General features: G+C 63.9%; 19 protein-coding genes. 6 read left to right on the top strand and 13 right to left on the bottom strand.

All coding sequences use genetic code 11. From position 1 onward, the window contains the following. The first annotated feature begins 58 nt into the window (after window positions 1-58). The 3 genes from KIO76_RS02250 to KIO76_RS02240 all read left to right on the top strand — a co-directional run bounded on the left by KIO76_RS02250 (window position 59) and on the right by KIO76_RS02240 (window position 2,624). Complete coding sequence (locus KIO76_RS02250; RefSeq protein WP_213321264.1) at window positions 59-598, top strand: GNAT family N-acetyltransferase; 540 nt, start codon at window positions 59-61, stop codon at window positions 596-598. Window positions 599-693: 95 nt separating this feature from the next. Beyond that, window positions 694-2,127 (top strand): homospermidine synthase, encoded by a 1,434-nt coding sequence (locus KIO76_RS02245; protein WP_213321263.1) that lies wholly within the window; start codon window positions 694-696, stop codon window positions 2,125-2,127. Between the two features lie 170 nt (window positions 2,128-2,297). After that, complete coding sequence (locus tag KIO76_RS02240; protein ID WP_213321262.1) at window positions 2,298-2,624, top strand: hypothetical protein; 327 nt, start codon at window positions 2,298-2,300, stop codon at window positions 2,622-2,624. Between the two features lie 9 nt (window positions 2,625-2,633). On the opposite strand, the gene KIO76_RS02235 is transcribed toward KIO76_RS02240, so the two are convergent. From KIO76_RS02235 to KIO76_RS02185, 11 genes are all read right to left on the bottom strand, one after another. After that, on the bottom strand, window positions 2,634-3,140 hold the full coding sequence (locus KIO76_RS02235) for a DUF2937 family protein (RefSeq protein WP_213321261.1): 507 nt from the start codon (window positions 3,138-3,140) through the stop codon (window positions 2,634-2,636). A gap of 115 nt (window positions 3,141-3,255) precedes the next feature. Further along, complete coding sequence (locus tag KIO76_RS02230) at window positions 3,256-3,537, bottom strand: hypothetical protein (RefSeq protein WP_502761829.1); 282 nt, start codon at window positions 3,535-3,537, stop codon at window positions 3,256-3,258. A gap of 3 nt (window positions 3,538-3,540) precedes the next feature. Further along, entirely contained in the window at window positions 3,541-4,539 is a 999-nt protein-coding gene (locus tag KIO76_RS02225; RefSeq protein WP_213321260.1) for a WD40 repeat domain-containing protein, read from the bottom strand. Window positions 4,540-4,633: 94 nt separating this feature from the next. Then, window positions 4,634-5,596: a CobW family GTP-binding protein gene (locus KIO76_RS02220; RefSeq protein ID WP_213321259.1), complete on the bottom strand. Its 963-nt coding sequence runs from the start codon at window positions 5,594-5,596 to the stop codon at window positions 4,634-4,636. A gap of 169 nt (window positions 5,597-5,765) precedes the next feature. Then, window positions 5,766-6,725: a metal ABC transporter substrate-binding protein gene (locus KIO76_RS02215; RefSeq protein ID WP_213321258.1), complete on the bottom strand. Its 960-nt coding sequence runs from the start codon at window positions 6,723-6,725 to the stop codon at window positions 5,766-5,768. 106 nt (window positions 6,726-6,831) lie between these two features. Beyond that, window positions 6,832-7,743, bottom strand: coding sequence for a metal ABC transporter permease (locus KIO76_RS02210; RefSeq protein WP_502761828.1), 912 nt, complete (start codon window positions 7,741-7,743; stop codon window positions 6,832-6,834). Beyond that, window positions 7,703-8,473, bottom strand: coding sequence for a zinc ABC transporter ATP-binding protein AztA (gene aztA / locus KIO76_RS02205; protein WP_249729449.1), 771 nt, complete (start codon window positions 8,471-8,473; stop codon window positions 7,703-7,705). Before aztA ends, KIO76_RS02210 begins: the two co-directional genes overlap by 41 nt. Before the next feature lie 5 nt (window positions 8,474-8,478). After that, entirely contained in the window at window positions 8,479-8,616 is a 138-nt protein-coding gene (locus tag KIO76_RS02200; protein WP_213321256.1) for a hypothetical protein, read from the bottom strand. 161 nt (window positions 8,617-8,777) lie between these two features. Further along, window positions 8,778-10,346 carry an OpgD/OpgG family glucan biosynthesis protein gene (locus KIO76_RS02195; protein WP_213324957.1) on the bottom strand — a complete coding sequence of 523 codons (1,569 nt, stop codon included), beginning with the start codon at window positions 10,344-10,346 and terminating at the stop codon, window positions 8,778-8,780. A 66-nt stretch (window positions 10,347-10,412) separates the two neighbouring features. After that, on the bottom strand, window positions 10,413-12,017 hold the full coding sequence (locus KIO76_RS02190; RefSeq protein ID WP_213321255.1) for an OpgD/OpgG family glucan biosynthesis protein: 1,605 nt from the start codon (window positions 12,015-12,017) through the stop codon (window positions 10,413-10,415). A gap of 112 nt (window positions 12,018-12,129) precedes the next feature. Further along, window positions 12,130-12,468: a hypothetical protein gene (locus KIO76_RS02185; RefSeq protein WP_213321254.1), complete on the bottom strand. Its 339-nt coding sequence runs from the start codon at window positions 12,466-12,468 to the stop codon at window positions 12,130-12,132. A gap of 251 nt (window positions 12,469-12,719) precedes the next feature. On the opposite strand from KIO76_RS02185, the gene KIO76_RS02180 reads away from it, so the two are divergent. Next, window positions 12,720-13,985 (top strand): amidase, encoded by a 1,266-nt coding sequence (locus tag KIO76_RS02180; protein WP_249729448.1) that lies wholly within the window; start codon window positions 12,720-12,722, stop codon window positions 13,983-13,985. Window positions 13,986-14,001: 16 nt separating this feature from the next. Then, on the top strand, window positions 14,002-14,742 hold the full coding sequence (locus KIO76_RS02175) for a DUF1045 domain-containing protein (RefSeq protein ID WP_213321253.1): 741 nt from the start codon (window positions 14,002-14,004) through the stop codon (window positions 14,740-14,742). Here the strand turns inward: KIO76_RS02175 and KIO76_RS02170 are convergent, their stop codons facing one another. Then, entirely contained in the window at window positions 14,743-15,765 is a 1,023-nt protein-coding gene (locus KIO76_RS02170; RefSeq protein ID WP_502761870.1) for a nickel/cobalt transporter, read from the bottom strand. A gap of 40 nt (window positions 15,766-15,805) precedes the next feature. Continuing rightward, window positions 15,806-16,453 (bottom strand): DUF1007 family protein, encoded by a 648-nt coding sequence (locus KIO76_RS02165; RefSeq protein ID WP_213321252.1) that lies wholly within the window; start codon window positions 16,451-16,453, stop codon window positions 15,806-15,808. A 314-nt stretch (window positions 16,454-16,767) separates the two neighbouring features. Here KIO76_RS02165 and KIO76_RS02160 point away from each other — a divergent pair, with 314 nt between their 5' ends. Then, complete coding sequence (locus tag KIO76_RS02160; RefSeq protein WP_213324952.1) at window positions 16,768-20,262, top strand: indolepyruvate ferredoxin oxidoreductase family protein; 3,495 nt, start codon at window positions 16,768-16,770, stop codon at window positions 20,260-20,262. The last annotated feature ends 78 nt before the right edge of the window (window positions 20,263-20,340 follow it).

The following is a 20,340-nucleotide window of genomic DNA, read 5'->3' as shown; positions in this document are numbered from 1 at the left end:
CTGGTGGATGTCGCGGGCCGGTTGGGCCCCACACGGCGTGTGCGAAGGAGCCACGACCATGATCATGATTCGCGATGAAATCGCCGCGGATATTCCCGCGCGTGAGGTTCTGCTTGACCGGGCCTTCGGGCCCCACCGGTTCATGAAAACCTGCGAGCGTTTGCGGGAAGGTCGTTTGCCGGCCGAAGGCCTGGCGCTCAGCGCTGTCGACGAGGGTGGTACGCTCGTGGGCACGCTGCGCCTATGGTCCGTGGCTGCAGCTTCCGGCCACGATGCGCTGCTGCTTGGTCCGCTCGCGGTCTCAGCCGAGCGTCAGGGAGGGGGGCTGGGATCCGCGCTCATGCGCGACGCGCTGATGCGCGCCGCGGGGCTCGGTCATCGCGCCGTCCTCCTTGTGGGGGATGAGCCCTATTATCGGCGTTTTGGTTTTGCTCCTGCCCGGACGGTGGATCTCAGCCTGCCGGGGCCCTATGAGCGGGAGCGCTTCCTCGCCCGCGAACTCAGGGCGGGCGCGTTGGAAGGTGCGCGTGGTCTGATCCTTGCTACAGGAAGGCTGATCGCGCCGCCTGTTGAATTTGAGGTTGCACAGGCCGCTTAATCTCTATGACTGTGACTATGCGATACCCAACCGGAGGATCTGGACTCAAATCCGTCCACCCCTTGTAACGGCCTCCAGGGCCGAGGAGAAAAAGAATGACAGACTGGCCTGTTCACGCCCGTTTCGAGGGCCCTATCGTGCTGGTGGGCTTTGGCTCCATCGGTCGGGGTGTCCTGCCGCTGCTGGAGCGGCATATCGCGCATGATAAGGCCAAGTTCACCATCATCGCGCCGGAGGGCGACATCCGTGGTATCGCGAAGGAGCGGGGCCTGCGTTTCATCGCGCGTGCTCTTACGCCCGACAACTTTCGCGAGATCCTGACGCCGCTGCTCACGCAAGGCCCGGGTCGCGGAATGATCGTAAACCTGTCGGTCGATGTTTCGTCCGTCGCCATGATGGACTTTGCTCGGGACGTCGATGCTTTCTATATCGACACGGTGGTGGAGCCCTGGGCGGGTTTCTACGCTAATCCCAACGCCAGTGTGGCGGATCGCTCCAACTACGCTCTGCGTGAGAGCCTGCTTGACCTCCGGCGCCGGCGGCCTGGCGGCGTGACCGCCGTCAACTGCTGCGGGGCCAACCCGGGCATGGTGTCCTGGCTAGTCAAGCAGGCGTTGGTCAACGTGGCCGCAGATCTTGGCATCGAGGCCAGAGAGCCGGCGAGCCGCGAGGACTGGGCACGCCTTATGCAACGGGTCGGCGTCAAGGGAATCCATGTTGCGGAACGCGATACGCAGCGCGCCAAGACGCCGCGCCCGCGTGGGATTTTCGTCAATACATGGTCGGTCGAGGGCTTCGTGGGTGAAGGACTGCAGCCTGCCGAGCTCGGCTGGGGCACCCATGAGAAGGAGTTGCCGCCGGAAGGGCGCCGTCATGAGAAAGGCTGCGGTGCGGCGATCTATCTGATGCGGCCAGGCGCTGGCACGCGGGTGCGCTCCTGGACGCCGACACCGCAGGCTCAGCACGGTTTCCTGATCACTCACAATGAGGCGATCTCTATCGCGGATTATTTCACGGTCCGCGATGGGGAGAAGGTCGCTTATCGCCCAACCTGCCATTATGCCTACCATCCCTGCGACGACGCGGTTCTGTCGCTCGACGAGATGGCCGGCGCGCAGTGGCAGCCGCAGCCGGAGTGGCGCATCCTCGAGGAAAATGAGATCCTTGATGGCATCGACGAACTCGGGGTGCTGCTCTACGGCCATGGCAAGAACGCCTATTGGTATGGCTCCCAGCTCTCCGTCGAGGAAGCACGGAAGCTCGCGCCTTACCAGAATGCGACTGGCCTTCAGGTCACCTCCGCGGTGCTCGCTGGCATCGTCTGGATGCTGGAGAACCCGGATCGCGGCATCGTCGAAGCGGACGAGACGGACTATCGCCGATGCCTTGAGGTGCAGAGGCCTTATCTCGGCCCGGTCATCGGCACCTACACGGACTGGACGCCGCTCAAGGACCGCGGCGTTCTGTTCCCGGAAGATCTCGACCAGGATGATCCCTGGCAGTTCAAAAACGTTATTGTGCGCGGATAAAACCAGCGCATAGTGACGGCGTGAATTGTCGCTTTGCCGGAAATGGCGGGTTTTCCTTTGGACAATCCGCAACTTTTCCCCGCCATCCTGATGGCGCGAACAGGGCAGGGTGGGACGGCATCGAGGGGCTTCTCCCGCCGTTTCACCGCCCGCAGGGACTGAGTAGACCGATGCCGTTTTTCGACGACTTCTACGCCGACAAGCTGCGGGGAGGGCTGGGCCGCGATGACGCAGAAGCCGTCATCGACCTCAGGGGCAAGGTCCGTCCGGACGCCGAGGCCCATGTCATAGCGCTGCTCGAGGGTCGCGGCGGCCGCCCGGTACACAGCATCGCCATCCTGATCGATCCGGCAACGGCGACCAGCGGCGAGACCTTGTTTCAGCCCGTTGGGCGCTTGCTGCTGGACGGCAAGCGTCGCGGCGTTGTGGAGAGGCTGCTGCCGCTGCCGGCCCGCGATGGCCTTGGATTTTTCGTCGTTTTTCCGGCGAAGGCCTGAGGCACCGCCTCAAGCGCGCGTTCCCGCCGGGCTTCGTTTGCGCCGATGGAAGGGCTTTGCGAAGGCCCGGATGAAGCCATAACCCGCGAAGAAGGCGAGCCCTCCGATCGTGAAGCTTTCTGCGGTTACTGGCGTCGCAGGCTCGAAATCCTGCCAGGTATTACGCGTGAGGTCCGGATCGGCGGCCTGCGCGAAGACCAAGAGGCGGTGGAGGGGTCCGGCCTGGCGAAAGGCCTGTTGCTGATCTTCTAGCCGCTGCAGCCGCACCGTGATTTGCGCCATGCTTACGCCGTGGCGCGCCGTGAAGCCATCGCTGCTTCCCGCCAGGCGCCTCAAAGCTTCGTCGCGGTCGAGGCCCGCGGCATTCGCATCCGCGTCGAAGCGCTGCATCACAATCTTGAGCTCGTCGATCGCCCCGCCGAGGCGCTGGCGATATTGCTGCGCGAACTCGGGCAACTGTGTGCCCGCGATGGCGGCGAGCAAACCCGTGGCGAGGCCCAGCGTTCTGGATATCATGGCGTTTTCGACATCATGGACCGATCTTTCGACCGCAAGGTTAAGGAAAGGTATCGGCCTGAGGTCTCAGGGCACATCCCCGCGACAATTGAACGGAATGCCTGTGCGGAATGACTTACGCGCTTTGCTCTGCTGCGAGCGCCACTTCGACATCGGCGCGCGTGATCTCGTCGGCGGCCAGAGAGATCTTGATGGCGCGTGTTTCCTGGCCCGGCTCCATGATGAGCACGATGGTTTCGGTGCCCGGACAGGAGGGATCGGCGCAGATGATCTCGTTGGCGGCGATCACCGTCTCTTCGGGCAGCCCGGCAATCTGGCGCACCCATGCCTTGATGGCAGCAAGCGCGGGGTTCTCGCCGCGCTTCTCCTTGCGTCCGAAGAGGCCGAACCGCATCACCGATCAGCTCGGGAGGGTGAACAATCCGCCATTGCCGGCCTCGTCACCGAAGGCGAGGCTGCGACCGGTATCGTTCCAGGCGAGTGCGGTGATCGGAGAGCCCGTGGCGTCCTGCACCAGGAGTTCGGACGCGTCTGTCAGCCGGATGAGCAGGATGGTGCCGTCTTCATAGGCGCTGGCCAGCACCAGCGCCCGGGGATGGAAGGCCACGCGCGCCACGCGGACCGGCCGCACGCCGCATTCGCGCGGGGCGCGCCCCATCGGGCCCTGCTTGTCGAAGGGCCAGACGATGGCAGCTTCCGCGCCGGAAGTTGCCAGCCAGTTGCCGTCGTGTGACCAGGACAGCGAGCGCGTCTTGCTGGGATAGCCGCTCATCCGCATGTCTTTTCGATCGCTCAGCCGCCAGCCATGCAGCGCGTTCTCCTGCATTGCGGTGACCGCGTACTGGCCGTCCGGTGAGACGGTAACGCTGAGATGGGAGCCTTTCCAGGCGAGTACATCCGGTTTCGCGTCCGTGTTGGGAAACCAGAGCGTCACGCCGTTGTAGTGCGCCACCGCCAACCGATAGCCCTTCGGCATGAAGGCAAGGCCCTGGGCCGTCGTGGGCGCGGTGAAGGAGCGCAGCTGACCCTTGCCGTCGAGAGCGCGGACAACTTTGCCGGCGCTCCATGCGATCGCGCCGTCGCGACCAATGGCGAGCGCGTCGATCCAGCGGCCTGGCTCCTTGCCGCACTCGCGCGTCGTGCCATCGGCCGCGGTCGCGACCACGCGTCCATCGTCACCGCCGGTGACGATCGTCTTGTCCGCGTTCACCGCAACGAGAATTCCCCCGCCGGGATGAGCGGCCACGCGGGCATGTTCGCTCCCATTCGTGAGGAGAAGCTGTCCGTCGGCGAGGGCGAAGGCAGCCTTCGATCCCAGCCAGCCGGCCCCGATCACATGGGCGCCAGCCTCCACCGCCACGACATGCTCGGTGAGGGATTGTGACGGAGCAACGCTCATGGTTTTTCTTCAACTCTGGCAACGAAAGGGGGCGGCACATCGCGCGGATCAAGGAACCGACCGGACATGACGCCATGGCAGACAGCTAAAGCGATCAGGCCGCGCAGGCAAGAAAAGCCTTGTTGAGCGCCTCGCGGTTCAGGTTACGGCCGATGAAGACGATCTTCGATTGCCGCTTCTCGCCGGGTTTCCAGTCCTGCGTCAGATCACCGTCGAGAATCATGTGCACGCCCTGGAAGACGAAGCGCTTCGGCTCGCCCTTGAAGGCCAGGATGCCCTTGGACCGAAGAATGTTCGGCCCTTCCTGTTGCACAAGTTCGTTGACCCACGGCATGAACTTGGCCGGATCCACGTCACCGGGAATGGTGAATGATACGGATTGCACGTCCTCATCATGGTGATGGTGATGGCTCTCCTCGAGAAAGGCGGGCTCCAGCTCAAGCACCCGGTCGAGATCGAAGGCATTGCGGCCGAGCACTTCGGCAATGTCGACGCCGGCGCGCTGGGTGCGGTGGATCTTCGCATAGGGATTGATAGCGCGGATCTGCGCCTCGACGGCCGAAAGCTCCTCGGCGGTCACGAGATCGGTCTTGTTCAGGATGATGACATCGGCGAAGGCCACCTGGTTCTTCGCCTCGGGTGCGTCTTTCAGGCGCTCGGTCAGCCATTTCGCATCGACCACGGTGACAACGGCGTCGAGCCGTGTCTTGGACGAGACATCCTCGTCCATGAAGAACGTCTGCGCGACCGGCGCGGGATCGGCGAGGCCTGTCGTCTCGACGATGATGGCGTCGAACTGGCCCTTGCGCTTCATCAATCCATCGATGATGCGGATGAGGTCGCCGCGCACGGTGCAGCAGATGCAGCCGTTGTTCATCTCGAAGACTTCCTCGTCGGCGCCAACAACGAGGTCATTGTCAATGCCGACTTCGCCGAACTCATTGACCACGACGGCGAATTTCTTGCCGTGCGGCTCGGAGAGGATGCGGTTCAGAAGTGTCGTCTTGCCCGCCCCGAGATAGCCTGTGAGGACGGTAACGGGGATCTTGTCCGACATGGTGGCTCCGCTTCATGGTGACGCCGGGCGGGATGGCGCCGGCATCTGGGCCGGGCGAGGCCCGGCCGTCGGGAATATTGTTGGCGTCTACATATTCACCCGCAGCGGCGGGCTCAAGCCCCACGGCAAGCTTGGCAAGTCCATGCCAGAGAACCGGCGGCGGTGGCGCTCAGGGCGTGAGCGCGTCGGTGAAAGCTTTGACGTTGTGCTCGATCATAGCGATGTAGGTCGGGGCGGATCCGTTTGCCCCGGACAGGGCGTCGGAATAGACCGTGCCGCCGATCCGCGCGCCGGTTTCCTTCGCTATCTGGTTGATCAGTCGCGGATCGGTGATGTTCTCCAGGAACACCGCCGGGATCTTCTCCGCCTTGATCTGCCGGATGATCGCTGCGACGTCCTTGGCGGACGCCTCCGTCTCCGAAGAAACGCCCTGCGGTGGCAGAACATCCAAGCCATAGGCGTTGGCGAAATACGCGAATGCATCGTGCGAGGTAACGATGCGGCGGCGCTCCTTCGGAATGGAGGCGATCGCCGCCTTCACCTTCGTGTCGAGCGCGGTGAGCTCGTCGAGATACCGTGCGGCGTTTGCCTCGTAAGTCGACCTCCCGGCTGGGTCGGCGGCGATCAGCCCGTCACGGATGTTGCGCACATAGATCTGGGCATTGGCGACGGACTGCCAGGCATGGGGATCATCCGGGCCATGGTCATGGCCATGTGCGTGCTTGTGGCCACCTTTGCCGTGGTCATCGTCGTCATCCTCCCCGTTGCTGAGTGGTATAATGCCCTTCGTTGCAACGACTTGTGGAGCCTTCGAGCCAGCGGATCTGACTAGGCGCGGCATCCATCCCTCGAAGCCGAGGCCGTTGACCACGACGAGTTTGGCGGCCGCCACCTTGCGGGCGTCGGCGGGGGAGGGCGAGAACACATGGGCATCGCCGTCCGGGCCGACCAACACCTCGACGGAGACCCGATCGCCGCCGATATTGCGGACGAAATCTCCCAGGATCGAGAAACTCGCCACGACTGGCAATGGCGGCTCGGCGGCCCATGCGGGCGACAGGACTGGGGAGATGCCGCCCATCAGGAGGACGGCAAATCCAAATGATATAACATTACGTTTCGTGGGCATCCTTCTGTCCTTCAGAACCCTCAGGCCGGCTGTGCCTGCCCTGCGGGCGATCGAGAGGCTTAGGCGATCCGGTCGCCGTGTTCGACCACCGGGCGCCGCTCATGTTTCAGGCGGTGAGATGTCGCTGCGGTATGAGGCGCCAGACGAGCCCGCCGGCTCGCCCGAAGACGAGTGAGGCGACGTGCATGACGCCGGCTACGAGAATGATGCATGGGCCTGTTGGCAGGCCACTATGATAGGAGACGATGATCCCGACCAGGCCGGAGAGCATCCCGATCAGGGTCGCCAGCACGATCAGACTTGTCATTTCCGCAGTCCAGAGCCGGGCGCTGGTCGCCGGCAGCATCATCAGCCCCACGGCGAGAAGCGTGCCGAGCGCTTGGAAGCCGCCGACCAGGTTGAGCACGACGAGCGCGAGGAAAATGAGATGACTCGGCCCCCCAGCTCGGCTCACCGAGGCAAGAAAGGTCGGGTCAACGCATTCCAGAACGAGGGGGCGATAGATCAAGGCCATCGCGGCGAGCGTGACCGTGGTGATACTGGCGATCAGGACCAGCGCGGCGTCATCGAGCGCAAGCACGGAGCCGAAGAGCACATGGAGCAGGTCGACATTCGAGCCGCGCAGGGAGACGAGCGTGACACCGAGCGCCAGCGAGATCAGATAGAAGCCGGCGAGCGACGCGTCTTCCCGCAAGGCGGTGACACGGGCGACGAGGCCTGACAGCAGCGCAACCGCAAAGCCAACGACGAGTCCGCCAAAGGTCATGGCCGGCAGCCACAGCCCGTAAAGCAGGTAGCCAACCGCCGCACCGGGTAGCACCGCATGCGCCATGGCGTCACCAGTCAGGCTCATCCGGCGCAGCATCAGGAAGACGCCGACCGGGCCGGCGCCGAGTGCCAGCGCGAGCGTACCGACGAGGGCGCGACGCATGAAATCGAATTCGACGAATGGGGCCAGAACAAGATCGTAAAGCATGTCAGGCTGCGGACCGTTGGCAGGACGCGGCGTCAGGATCATGCGCTTCGATCATCCTGCGGGCACGCAGCAGGTTGTCTGCGACCAGCACCTCCTGAGTATTGCCCCAGGCGACGGGTTCGCGCGCCAGCAGCAGGGTCTCGGGGAAGGCGCGGCGCACCAGGTCGAGATCATGCAGCACCGCCACGACCGTGCGCTCTTCCCGGTGCCAGTGGTGCACGAGATCGATCAGGTCCAGCGTGGTCTTCGCATCGATGGCCGTGAATGGCTCATCGAGCAGGATGACCTCGGCGTCTTGCAGCAGCAGCCGCGCGAACAGCGCGCGCTGCATTTGTCCGCCGGAGAGCGTGCCGATCGTACGCCGCTCGAAGCCAGTCAGCCCAACTGCGGCGATCGCTTCCTCGATCGCGCGGCGACGGGCACCGCCAATGCCGCCGAACAGCCCCGTCTGCCGCCATAAGCCCATGGCCACGAGGTCATAGACGGTGATCGGAAAACTCCGATCGATGTCCATTGCCTGCGGAAGATAGGCGATATTGGTGCGTTGGCACTCCAGCCGGATGCCTCCGTCCAACGGCCGCAAGGCGCCCATGATCCCCTTCAGGAGTGTGGATTTTCCGGCGCCGTTCGGGCCGACGATTGCTGTCAAGCTGCCGGTCGCTATCGCGCCGTTGAGGTGGTGCACAGCGGGATGCCGGTCGTAGCCCAGCGTGACATTGTCGAAGCCAATAACCGGCTTCGCGCCTGTCGATGCGGAGGAAGCTGCTGGCAAGGCGTTCATCCCGTCACCACGGCGACGGCTGTCCACAGTGCCGCGATCAACACCGCGCTCATCGCAAGGCGCTGCCAAGCGGACAGGCGCAGGAGCGAGGCCGTTGGCGCGAGAGCGACAGGATGGTGATGATGCGGAGCCATGACGTCAGCGCGGGAAATGTTCTAACATAACAAAACTCACCACGACGCGCCGTCAGAGTCAATCTGTCTCATGTGCAGGGCTGGGGACCACTGCCTGCCATGCTCGGGGCGCTCCCCGGCGGGAAAGGCTCGTCCGGCCCATTCCTCAGCATCGTTTCTGCCTAAAACGGATGGTACTGGTAGAGCCAAGTCTCGCTGAGAATGGTGTCGCCTGACCGCAGGAACAAGCGCATGTCGACCGGTTCCTTACCGTCGACGGCAAGATCGAACTGAGCACGCCAGCGGGCGGGGTTGTTGCCTGGCACGCGCTGGGTGAAAGCCCGGCTGAACTCTCCACGCGAGGCCCAGAGAACCGGCTCAGGGGCGACATTCGGGGGAAGGCTCGCGAGTGGTTCGCCTGAGAATTCCACCATGAAGCGACGGACGCCCTCCGGACGCTGCTGCCCGGGGGTATTGGCGCCGCTGAGCCGCGTGGCGATGCAGCGAGCGAGTGGGGATGGCGTGGGCTCGTCCGCCAGCCAGTGCAGGCTATACGCGAAATTAAGCACGTCGCCCGCCTTGGTCGGCTTGGCCGGATTCCAGTAGGCGACGATGTTGTCGTGGATCTCGTCGTCCGTCGGCAGCTCGATGAGCTGTACGGAGCCCTTGCCCCACTTGCCCTTGGGCTCGACCCAGGCGGAAGGCCGCAGCTGATAGCGCACGCCGTCCTGATAGTTGTCGAAGTCGCGGTCGCGCTGCATCAGGCCGAAGCCGCGGGGGGAGTCATCGAGGAAACTGGAGATCATGATTGAGGACGGGTTGTTGAGCGGCCGCCAGATGCGTTCGCCGGTACCCGTCCAGATCGCGAGGCCATCGGAATCATGCACCTCCGGCCGCCAGTCCACGGCCGCTGCCTTCGCTGTCTCCGAGAACCAGTACATGGAGGTCAGGGGCGCGATGCCTATCCGAGTAATGGGCTGCCGCAGGAACAGCCGCGCGTCGATATCCATCACGACACCGCGCGTGCGGTGCATGACAAAGCGATAGGCGCCCGTCAGGCTAGGCCCGTCGAGCAGGGCATAGACCGTGACCGAATCGCTGTCGGCGGGCGAGGGCACAAACCAGAATGCCGTGAAATCCGGAAATTCCTCCGGAACGCCAGCACCGGGCGTGACCGCGATGCCGCGGGCCGAGAGCCCGACCTGTCCGAGTTCGCCCACGCCGCGGAAATAGGACGCGCCGAGGAAGGTTGCCCAAGGCTCCTTGTCAGCCCAGTCCTTTCCCGGCTCGCGTACCCAGAAGCCCGCGAAGGCCGAGGGCTGCGCGGCGAGCTTCTGCGCGATGTGATCCTCGCCCATGGTGAAATAATCGGGCTGGTAGAGGATCTCTCGGGCCTTTCCGCCCGCCACCGCGAACATCTGCACGGTCTTCGGGAAGAACTGTCCCACATGCATGAAGGTGATGGGGAAGGGCGACTTGCCGTCGGCAAAGAGTGCGTATTCCGCCTTATATTTGAGTTTACCGTGGGCGTCGTAATCGATCTTGGAGACGATCGCGGGGTCTGGGCGCGGCGGCGACTGGTAGGGCTTGGCGGCGAGCTCAGCCGCGTGCTTGCGCAGCCAGTCATAGGAAAAGGGGCGGGACCGGCCGAACTTCAGCCCGCCAGCCTGTTGCGCCATGGCAGCCGTGCTCAGGCCGCCCGTTCCAAGCGCCTGGGCGGCGAGGCCCGCGACCATGATCTGGCCAAGCATACGTCGGTTCAGTAGGGACACGATACTTACTCTCGGCGGATGCGCCCGAAGGAACGGGTGTAAAAATCAGACATTACCGAAGGGATTGTACTGGTAAAGCCAAGTTTCCGTCAGAACCTTGTCCCCTGCTTTGAGGAACAGGCGCATATCGACGGGATCGCTTCCTTCGACCGTCAGGTCGAACTGCGCGCGCCAGTGGCCTGGCACGTCATCGGGCACGGCTTCCGTGAAGATATAGGAAAACTCGCCACGGGAAGCCCAGAGTACCGCCTCCGGCTTGACCCCGAAGGGGAGGTTGGCGAGCGGGCCGCCAATGAACTCCACCATGAATTTGCGCACGCCCTTCGGGCGGGGCTGGCCGGGCTGGCCACCGTTGCCGAGCCGCGTTGCGATGCTGCGTCCCAGCGGAGTGGGGAAAGGCTCGTCGGCGAGCCAATGCAGGCGATAATTGTAGTGGTAGTCGGCTCCCGCCTTGGCCTCTCCGGCAGGAACCCACATCGCAACGATGTTGTCGTGGATCTCGTCGTCCGTCGGGATCTCGACGAGCTCGATCGCGCCCTTGCCCCATTCGCCGAGCGGCTCGACCCAGAGGCTTGGGCGCCGCTCGTAGTGAACGCCGTCGAGATAATGTTCGAAGACGCGGTCGCGCTGGAGGAGCCCAAAGCCGCGGGGGTTGTCATCGCCGAAGGCGGAGACGCTGGTGCGGCCTGTATTGTTCAGGGGGCGCCAGATGCGCTCGCCACCCCCCGTCCAGAGCGCGAGGCCGTCCGAATCGTGGACCTCGGGGCGCCAGTCGACGGCGGTAGGCTTCTTGGCCTCGGAGTACCAGAACATGGATGTCAGCGGTGCGATGCCGAGCCGCGCCACGTCCTTGCGCAGGAAGACGTGGGTGTCGATGTCCATGATGACGCCCGCCTTGCGGCTCATCACGAAACGATAGGCGCCGGCGACGCTCGGGCCGTCGAGCAGCGCATAGACTGTCACCGAATCGCCGTTCTCGGCGGGCGTATCGAAATAGAAATGGGTGAAGTCGGGGAATTCCTCGGGCTTGCCGGCAACCGCCACATCGATCGCGATGCCGCGAGCGGACAGGCCGTACTGGAACAACTCGCCGATAGCCCGGAAATAGGAAGCGCCGAGGAACGCAACCCAGTCGTTGCGGCGCCAATCCAGCTTGTCGTCGAGCCTGCTCTCCTGGAACCGAAAGCCGGAGAAGCCGCTGCCCGACGGCAGAGCGTGCGCCGGGCTGTCTGGTGGCATGTTGAAGTAGGAATCGTCGTAGATGATCTCCCGCGCCTCGTTCTTTGCCACGACATGCATGGCCACCGGGGTCTGGAAGAACTTGCCGAGATGGAAGAATGTGACGGGGTATCGGCCGGGTCCATCGGCAAAGAGCGCGTGATCCGTGTTGAAATGGATCTTGCCGTGCTCCTCGTAGGTCAGCTTATCCAGAATCTCCGCTGGTGGACGCTGAGGGGCCACGTAGGGGCGTCCGGCCATCTCCTTGGCTCGCGCGATCAGCGCATCATAGGAGAAAGGTTCGGCAGCGCCGAGTTTCAAGCCGTTCGCGGCAAGGGCGCGCGAGGAAAAGCCGCTCGCGGCAACGAGGGCAGCGCCTGTGGCCGATGCGAGGAAGGTGCGGCGGTCGAGAATCGCTTTGCTTGAGTCCATGGAGCCGTTTTCGACGGGGCTGAGGAACAACGCGGGGTTCTTATAGCCCTTTTGCCTGCAATCGTGGCGCGAGCGTGGTCGCACGGTGCTGGAGCCGTGACGCGCTCGATTATCAGTGGGAATCCGGCCCAAAAACCGGTTCGACCCTCAGCGCATTGCGCGAGAACGTCACGATCCCCCACAGGGCGAGCAGGGTGAAAATGCCCATGAAGGCGTATTCGATGGTGGTGCCGAGCTGGAACAGCCCGGCGAGCGCCCATCCACCGGCGAGCGCGACGCACAAGAGCTCAACCGCGACGAGAACGATCGCGCTCCCCACGGTGAGGAGACTTTTCGGGTTGAGGCGGTTGTTGTTCGGCACGGGCGTTTCCCTCGACAGACGATCGATCGGCAGACAGGGCTTGGAGAAAGCTATCCCTTCACTACCCCAAAGGGACAGCAGCGGCAACATGTGCCCACGCCTGATGGTGACATCGTGATGTCGTGCTCTTTCTGTAGGGCGTCGCCTCAGCTCCGACGGACGGTGCGGCACCTGCTTAACGTTCCCACGGAACGCAAGTTATGCAGCCTCTAGTTGAAATAGACCTATGTGCTATATAACCAATTGTCCTCTGCGCAACCTTGCCGGACTATCTCTACCCCGACCTTTCTGTCTCAGGGCTCTGATCCTTCGCGGCACATCATGGACGCGTTCCCTCAAGCATGGCGGGACGCGACCAGTTCTGCTTCTATCGGACGCAATCGCTCGCTGAAAAGGACAAGACGATGCCTGTTGCCGACGATACGCTCCGTGCTTTCATGCCCTATCCCGATGTCCAGGTGGCCAGCGTGGCAACGGGACCACTGGCCGGGCAGCGTCTGGCGGTCAAGGACCTGTTCGATGTGGCAGGCTATCCGACCAGCATGGGAAGCCCGATATTCCTCGCGGCGACCGGCGTCCGCACGACGACCGCGCCCCTCGTCCGGCAGCTTCTGGAGGCAGGCGCGCAATTCGTCGGAAAGACGATCTGCGATGAGTTCGCGTATTCGATGATCGGCAAGAACGCCCATTTCGGCATGCCGGTGAACGCCGCTGCGCCGGGCCGCGTCCCAGGCGGTTCGTCCTCCGGTTCGGCCTCGGCTGTGGCAGGAGGGCTCGCCGATATCGGGCTCGGCAGCGATACAGGCGGATCGACGCGCTTTCCAGGCAGTTTCTGCGGGCTGTTCTCCATTCGCCCGACGCACGGCAGGCTGTCGCTCGAAGGGGCCGCGCCCATGGCGCCGAGCTTCGATACGGCGGGATGGTTCACCCGGGATGCTCTCCTGTTTGAGACGGTCGCGGACGTGCTGCTCGGAGAAGACACATCGCCGCTCGGTGATGAGCCGGAGCTGCATCTTCCGGATGACCTGTTCGCGCTGGCCGACCCTGCCGCCGCTGCCGCGCTGAGGGCAGCCGTCCAGCGCGCGACGCTCAGGATCGGGGATATTCGAGGACAGGATCTCGATATTGCTGACATCGCGGAGCTCGTCACCGCCTTTCGCCGTTTGCAGGGCCGTGAGGCGTGGCTCTCTCTTGGCGCGCTGATCGAACGCTATGGTCCGCCGCTGGGCCCAGGCGTGGCGGAGCGCTTCGCGTTCGCGCAAGCCGTCACCGATGCCGAGGTGGAGAGTGCCGCCATCGTGCGGGACGAATTCCGCGCACGTCTAACGCGGATCCTGGGGTCGGACCGCGTGATCCTTTTACCTTCGGCTCCGGATATCGCGCCGCTCGCGAGCGACGGGGATGTCGAGCTCGACGATTTCCGCACCCGGGCGCAGCGGCTTGCCGTTTTAGCCTCCTTGACCGGTTTCCCGCAGGTCACCATTCCGGTGGCTGAGAAGGATGGCGCGCCCATCGGCCTTTCATTGCTCGGGCCTCCCGGGTCCGACAGAGCTCTCGTGGCGCTGGGGCGCCGCGTTCACCGCGCGGCAGCGCTGCGCCTCGCCTGACAGGAACCTCTTCGACGTGACCCCACCTGATCGTTATGCCGTTTATGTCGCTCCCGCGGCCGACAGCGCCCTTTGGCGCTTCGGCTCGGCCGTTCTCGGTTATGATGCCGAGAACGGAGAGGATGTCACTCAGCTCGTACCGGCCGGAACGAGCCGAGAGCGCTTCCGTGAACTGACGGCTGACCCTCGCGTCTATGGCTTTCATGCGACGATCAAGGCGCCCTTCCGTCTGGCCTCTGGTGAGAGCGAGGAGCGGCTGAGGGCGGCGTTCGATCGTTTCGTCGGGAGCAGGCGGTCGTTCGCGTTGCCGAGGCTCGTGCCGAGGGCGATTGGGGGGCGGTCGGGCGAGGGCGCCTTCATCGCGCTTGTCGAGGCGCAGCCGGCCCCTCCCTTGGCGGCGCTGGAGCGGGCAACGGTGGAGGCCTTCGAGCCTTTTCGCGCCAGCCTCTCCCCGGCCGACTATGCCCGTCGGCAGCCGCAGAAGCTGACAAGCCAGCAGCGCGGCTATCTCGACAGGTACGGCTATCCCTACGTCTTTGAGGAATTTCGCTTCCACATGACGCTCACCAACCGGGTGCCGGAGGGTGAGGTGGAGGAGGTGCTGGCGGGGCTCTCGAAGCTCTATGACGAGATGGTACCCGCCGGACCCATGATGGTCGATCAGCTGGCACTATGCCGTCAGCCGCCGCGCAAGCCCGAGGCGGAGGAGGCGCCGCGCTTCCGCATCATTGCCCGGCGCGCCTTTGCCCAGGCTTGATCAGCCCCCGCTTGAGGTCCAGAGGCCAAAGAGCAAGGCGACGCCTGTCAGTGTCACGAACGCCGCCGCAAGCACTTCTAGGGCAGCGATGACCACCGGACCGCGTCCACGACCGCCTGCGACCTTCAGGGCGAGCCCCTTCATAAATACGGCGAGTGCCGCGAGCGCGCCCGTCGTTATCGCGGTTCCAACCGCCATGGCGAGCGTCGCTGCTATGCCCGCGGCGAACAGGCCCTGGCCGAGCGCGAAAACAAGGATAATGATGGCGCCCGCGCAGGGCCGGATACCCGCGGCGACGACGACGCCAGCTCTGTCGCGCCAGTCGCGGAGGCGGTCGAGCTCGGCGGGAGGCGGTACATGCACGTGCCCGCAATCCGGGCTGAAATCCTGCTGCGCCCTACCGAGCCCTGCGATGGCGACGAAAGTGCCGGCCTTGCGCCAGAGCACGGCAAGGCCGAGCAGCATGACAGCGCCAAAGCTCGCGAGCTCGATCGCATTGGCGGTGGCGCTGACCGTCGCGGCTGTGGCGCGGATCACGAGGGCGAGGATCGAAACGATGGCGATCGCCACGGCGGCTTGCAGGAGAGCGGCCGCCGCGCTGAGCGACAGCCCCCGCCGCAATGACTGGCGGCTCGCGACGATATAGCCCGCTATCACGCTTTTGCCGTGGCCAGGGCCGGCCGCGTGAAAGACGCCATAGGTGAAGCCGATCGCCATCAGCGACCAGAAGGCAGAGCCGTTGTCCTTCATCTCTCGCATGGCGCGAATGAGAAGCTGGTAAAACTCACCCTGTACGGCGAGGATAAATCCGCCGATGCCTGTGGCGGCGGGCGCGGCCTCTCTCAAGCCCGTGCCAAAGGGATTGCGCGGAGCCGGTGGTGGGGCGAGCCACGCCTCGAGGACCATGCCCAGCGCCAGCAACGCTGCCCCCACGACGGCGAGCCCGGCGAGCGCAACGCCCAGCCTCACCAGGGCGCTCCGTCCGTCGCGTGCTTTGGCGCCCGCATCGACGTGCTGGTTCAGGGCCTCGCCATTACTCACGGGCAGGACTCGCGGGCAGGACTCACGGGCAGGCAACCAGGATGCGATTGGAAAACTGCATGCCGAAATTGGCGTTGGCTGTCAGAGCTTCGAAGAAGGCCTCCGACAGTTGCTGCTGCTGCGCTTCGTCTGGCTTCTTCGGCCGGGTGATTTGTGTTGCGCAGCCCTTGGGGGCGCCGCTTGTCGTGGCCGCATCATCGCCGTCAGCAAGTGTAAAAGCCACGAAATAGGTGCCGTCGTAGATCTCGACGGTCAGCATGCGATTGGCAGGCATCGGCGTCTTCACCGGCAGCGTGAAATTGAGCGTCAAACGGCCGTTCTCGAAATTGAGGTTGTATTCCGTCGGATTCGCAAAGGCGACTGTTTTGCCGTTCGCCTTGCCCTTCGTGAAATAGTTGAATTCACTCAATGAATCGACGTTGACCTTGGCAAGATCGGTAAGCTCGGCAGCCGAAAGCTTGCCGTCTCCGTCGGTATCCAGGCCCTGGGTGGCATAGCTCGAATAGGCTTCGTCGAAAGTCCAGCTGTGACGTACGGCCGTGATGTCGGCTTTCTCGTCGTAAACAAGCTGGCTCTTGGCGGTCACCCAAACGTGAGGATGCGCGCTCGCAGCGGTCGACCATAACGCCGCGGCTCCCATAAGGGGAACCAGATAGGGGAAACGGGGCATCAACTGTCCTGTATGGCCGATTGCGATGTGCAGAAAGGCTTTGCCTTTCAGTGCGGCGAAAGCAAGACGAGATTGTCAAAACCCCCGAGAGCCTTGTTTCGTCACCGTTTACTCCTCATCTGTTATGATTGACGGGTCGGGGATTTTATGTCAGCGTTACTGACGTAATCCGACGCAAGATCGGAACCAATCCGGCATCGTCGGCGTCTCGTGAAGACGCAGGAGGATCAAACATGACGCATGATTTCATGTCTCATGGCACCGGGTCGCAGAGGGGGGGCGAGAAGGCCCATGATCCTGCGAATAGCTTGGCCGTGCGCCTCAACGATGTCCATCTCGACGACAAATATGATCTGACGAAGGACCGCGTGTTCATCACCGGAACGCAGGCCATCGTGCGTCTGATGCTGATGCAGAAGGAGCGCGACAGGCGAGCGGGGCTGAACACAGCTGGTTTCGTTTCCGGCTATCGGGGCTCGCCTCTCGGTGGACTCGATTTGCAGTTCGCGCGGGCTGCACGGGCGCTGAAAGCTGCCGACGTCGTATTTCAGCCGGGCCTGAATGAGGATCTCGCCGCCACTGCCTGCTGGGGAACACAGCAGGCTGAGATGCGCGGCGACGGCAAATTCGACGGCGTGTTCACGCTCTGGTACGGCAAGGGGCCAGGCGTCGATCGCTCAGGCGATGTGTTTCGCCACGCCAATATGGCCGGTACGTCACGGCATGGGGGCGCGATCGCGCTGATGGGTGACGACCACACGGCTGAGAGTTCGACCGTGGCGCACCAGACGGAGTTTCTCTTCGTCGACACCATGATCCCGATCCTCAATCCCGCGGGTGTGCAGGAAATTCTCGATTACGGGCTTTATGGGTTTGCCATGAGCCGCTTCGCGGGCACCTGGGTCGCGCTGAAAGGCGTCAAGGACACGGTGGAATCGACCGCGGTGGTAGATGGTTCGCTAGAGCGGCTCGGCATCGTCATCCCCGAGGACTTCGCCCTGCCGCCGGGCGGATTGAATATACGCCCCTTCGACAAGATCCTGGAACAGGAAGCGCGGCTGCATGAGTTCAAGCGGGACGCTGCTCTCGCGTTCATCCGGGCCAACGGCCTCAATCGCATCATCACGTCGGGGGGACGTAGCCCCAAAATCGGCATTGTTACCGTCGGCAAGAGCTATCTCGACGTCCGCCAGGCCTTCGACGACCTCGGCATTGACGAGGTGCGCGCCAATGATCTCGGCATCCGCCTCTACAAGATCGCCTGCCCTTGGCCGATCGGCCGGCAGGAGCTCATCGATTTCGCGCGGGGGCTCGACCTCATCATCGTCGTCGAGGAGAAGCGCTCCCTCATCGAGGTGCAGGTGCGGGAGGAGCTTTACGGCTCCGCCAATCAGCCGATCTGTGTCGGCAAGAAGGACGAGGCGGGCAATTGGCTGTTCCCGGTGAAAGGCGCGCTCGATCCCAACGATATCGCGATCGCGATAGGCGAACGTGTGCTGCGTTATCATCCCAGCGAAGAGCTGGCCGCCCGCGTCGCCCACATCCGCGACGCCCAGCGGATCCTGGCAGAGACGGCGGATGCCGGCACGCGAACGCCTCATTTTTGCTCGGGCTGCCCGCATAATTCCTCGACTGTCGTGCCTGAGGGCATGCGCGCCTACGCCGGCATCGGCTGCCATTACATGGTGCAGTGGATGGACCGCTCGACGGAAGGTGTGACCCAGATGGGCGGCGAGGGTGCCAACTGGATCGGCGAGGCGCCCTTCTCCAAGCGCAAGCACGTTTTCCAGAACCTCGGTGACGGCACCTACCAGCATTCCGGAATCCTGGCGCTGCGCTTCGCGCTCGCGACAAAAACCAATGTAACCTACAAGATCCTCTTCAATGACGCTGTCGCCATGACGGGCGGCCAGAATGTGGAAGGAAACCTCACCGTCGACAGGATCGCGGCTGAGGTGCGCGCAGAAGGGGTGAGCCGGATCGCCCTGGTCTCGGACGAGCCCGACAAATATCCCCCGTCGATGCACTGGCCAGCCGGCATGACGCGCCACCATCGCGACGATCTCGACGCGGTGCAGCGGGAGTTGGCGGAAGTGCCCGGCGTTTCTGTCCTGATCTTCGATCAGACATGTGCTGCTGAGAAGCGCCGGCGCCGCAAGAAAGGTACCTATCCCGATCCCGACCGGCGCGTCATCATCAACGAACTCGTCTGCGAAGGCTGTGGCGATTGCAGCGTCGCTTCCAACTGTGTGTCGGTGCAGCCGCAGATGACGGAGTTCGGGCGCAAGCGTGTGATCGACCAGTCCACCTGCAACAAGGATTTTTCCTGCGTGAAGGGCTTCTGCCCTTCCTTCGTTTCGGTGCATGGGGCGACCCTGCGCAAGGCGGAACTTCCTGCCGCCGCGGCGCAGGACGGTCTGCACGATGGCTGGGAAGCGCGTCTGCCGGACCCTGTGCGGCCGGAACTTGGCCACAAGCCCTACAACATTATCGTGACGGGCGTCGGGGGCTCCGGCGTCGTCACCATCGGTGCCCTGCTTGGCATGGCGGCGCATCTGGAGGGGCGCGGCTGCGGCATGATCGACATGGCGGGGCTCGCCCAGAAGGGTGGGGCGGTCTACAGCCATGTCCGCCTGGCCGCTGCGCCGGAGGACATTCACGCCATCCGCGTTTTCGCGGGCGAGGCTGACCTGGTTCTCGGTTGCGATCTCGTCGTGACCGGCTCGAAGAAAGTGCTGGCGGCCGTCGCCAAGGGTGAGACCGCGCTGATGGTGAACACCGCGGAGGTGCACCCCGGCGATTTCACGCGCAATGCTGACTATGTCCTGCCGGTCGAGCGCATCAAACGCGCCATCGCCGAAGCGACGGGCGGAAGGGGGGCCTATTTCGTCGATGCCAATGCCATCGCGGTCGCGGTATTGGGCAACTCGATCGCCGCCAACATGTTCATGCTCGGCTTCGCGTATCAGCACGGCAAGATACCGGTGTCCGCCGAGGCGCTGGAAAAGGCCATCACGCTGAACGGCGAGGCGGTTGAGATGAACCTCGCCGCCTTCCGCTGGGGGCGGCGGGCGGTCTGCGAGCCGGAGGCCGTCGGCGCGCTGGTCGCCAAGGCCCATGAACCGACGCCGGTCCGCCATCTGTCACACTCACTGGACGAGATCATCGACCGGCGGATCGTTTTTCTCATCGGCTACCAGAACAATGCCTATGCGGCGCGCTACGGCCGCCTGGTCGAGCGGGTGAGAGTGCGGGAGGCCGAGATCACGTCCTCCACCGCCCTCACGGAGGCGGTTGCCCGCTATCTCTTCAAGCTCATGGCCTACAAGGACGAGTACGAGGTGGCGCGTCTCTACAGCGACGGCAATTTCGCTCGGCAGCTTGCCTCCACCTTCGCTGGTGACAAGATCCGGCTCGAGTTCCATTTGGCGCCACCTATCCTGGCTCCGAAGGATGCGCATGGCCGGCCGCGCAAGATGACGTTCGGCCCGTGGATGCTGCCGCTATTCAGGGCCCTTGCAGCCTGCAAGGGGTTGCGCGGCACAGCCTTCGATCCCTTTGGTCGAACAGAAGAGCGGCGCACCGAGCGCCAGCTCATCAAGGACTACGAGGCGCTTCTCGACGAAGTGCTCGAGAAGCTTGATGCCGGCAATCATGCGCTTGCCGTGGCGCTGGCATCCATCCCCGAGAAGATCCGCGGCTTCGGGCATATCAAGCAGCGGCATCTCGTGGCAGCAAAGCGGGAGGAGGCGGAGTTGCTGGAGCGGTTCCGCACGGGCGTGCCGCCGCTCGCCGTGGCGGCGGAATAGAGGCCCACACCATTTAGCTTCTGATCGGGAGGTCACACCGCGGCAAGATCCGACGCAAGGTGGATGAACTTTCGAACC

The sequence above is a fragment of the Chelatococcus sp. YT9 genome, from assembly GCF_018398315.1.
Lineage (GTDB): Bacteria > Pseudomonadota > Alphaproteobacteria > Rhizobiales > Beijerinckiaceae > Chelatococcus.
The sequence above is the reverse complement of the archived record's forward strand: the minus strand, read 5'-3'. Positions and strand labels throughout refer to the sequence as shown.

Coding starts and splice junctions, on each gene's coding strand:
- KIO76_RS02250 (WP_213321264.1), top strand. CDS start 59: ATGATCATGATTCGCGATGAAATCGCCGCGGATATTCCCGCGCGTGAG.
- KIO76_RS02245 (WP_213321263.1), top strand. CDS start 694: ATGACAGACTGGCCTGTTCACGCCCGTTTCGAGGGCCCTATCGTGCTG.
- KIO76_RS02240 (WP_213321262.1), top strand. CDS start 2,298: ATGCCGTTTTTCGACGACTTCTACGCCGACAAGCTGCGGGGAGGGCTG.
- KIO76_RS02235 (WP_213321261.1), bottom strand. CDS start 3,140: ATGATATCCAGAACGCTGGGCCTCGCCACGGGTTTGCTCGCCGCCATC.
- KIO76_RS02225 (WP_213321260.1), bottom strand. CDS start 4,539: ATGAGCGTTGCTCCGTCACAATCCCTCACCGAGCATGTCGTGGCGGTG.
- KIO76_RS02220 (WP_213321259.1), bottom strand. CDS start 5,596: ATGTCGGACAAGATCCCCGTTACCGTCCTCACAGGCTATCTCGGGGCG.
- KIO76_RS02215 (WP_213321258.1), bottom strand. CDS start 6,725: ATGCCCACGAAACGTAATGTTATATCATTTGGATTTGCCGTCCTCCTG.
- KIO76_RS02210 (WP_502761828.1), bottom strand. CDS start 7,743: ATGATCCTGACGCCGCGTCCTGCCAACGGTCCGCAGCCTGACATGCTT.
- KIO76_RS02200 (WP_213321256.1), bottom strand. CDS start 8,616: ATGGCTCCGCATCATCACCATCCTGTCGCTCTCGCGCCAACGGCCTCG.
- KIO76_RS02195 (WP_213324957.1), bottom strand. CDS start 10,346: ATGCTTGGCCAGATCATGGTCGCGGGCCTCGCCGCCCAGGCGCTTGGA.
- KIO76_RS02190 (WP_213321255.1), bottom strand. CDS start 12,017: ATGGACTCAAGCAAAGCGATTCTCGACCGCCGCACCTTCCTCGCATCG.
- KIO76_RS02185 (WP_213321254.1), bottom strand. CDS start 12,468: ATGTTGCCGCTGCTGTCCCTTTGGGGTAGTGAAGGGATAGCTTTCTCC.
- KIO76_RS02180 (WP_249729448.1), top strand. CDS start 12,720: ATGGCGGGACGCGACCAGTTCTGCTTCTATCGGACGCAATCGCTCGCT.
- KIO76_RS02165 (WP_213321252.1), bottom strand. CDS start 16,453: ATGCCCCGTTTCCCCTATCTGGTTCCCCTTATGGGAGCCGCGGCGTTA.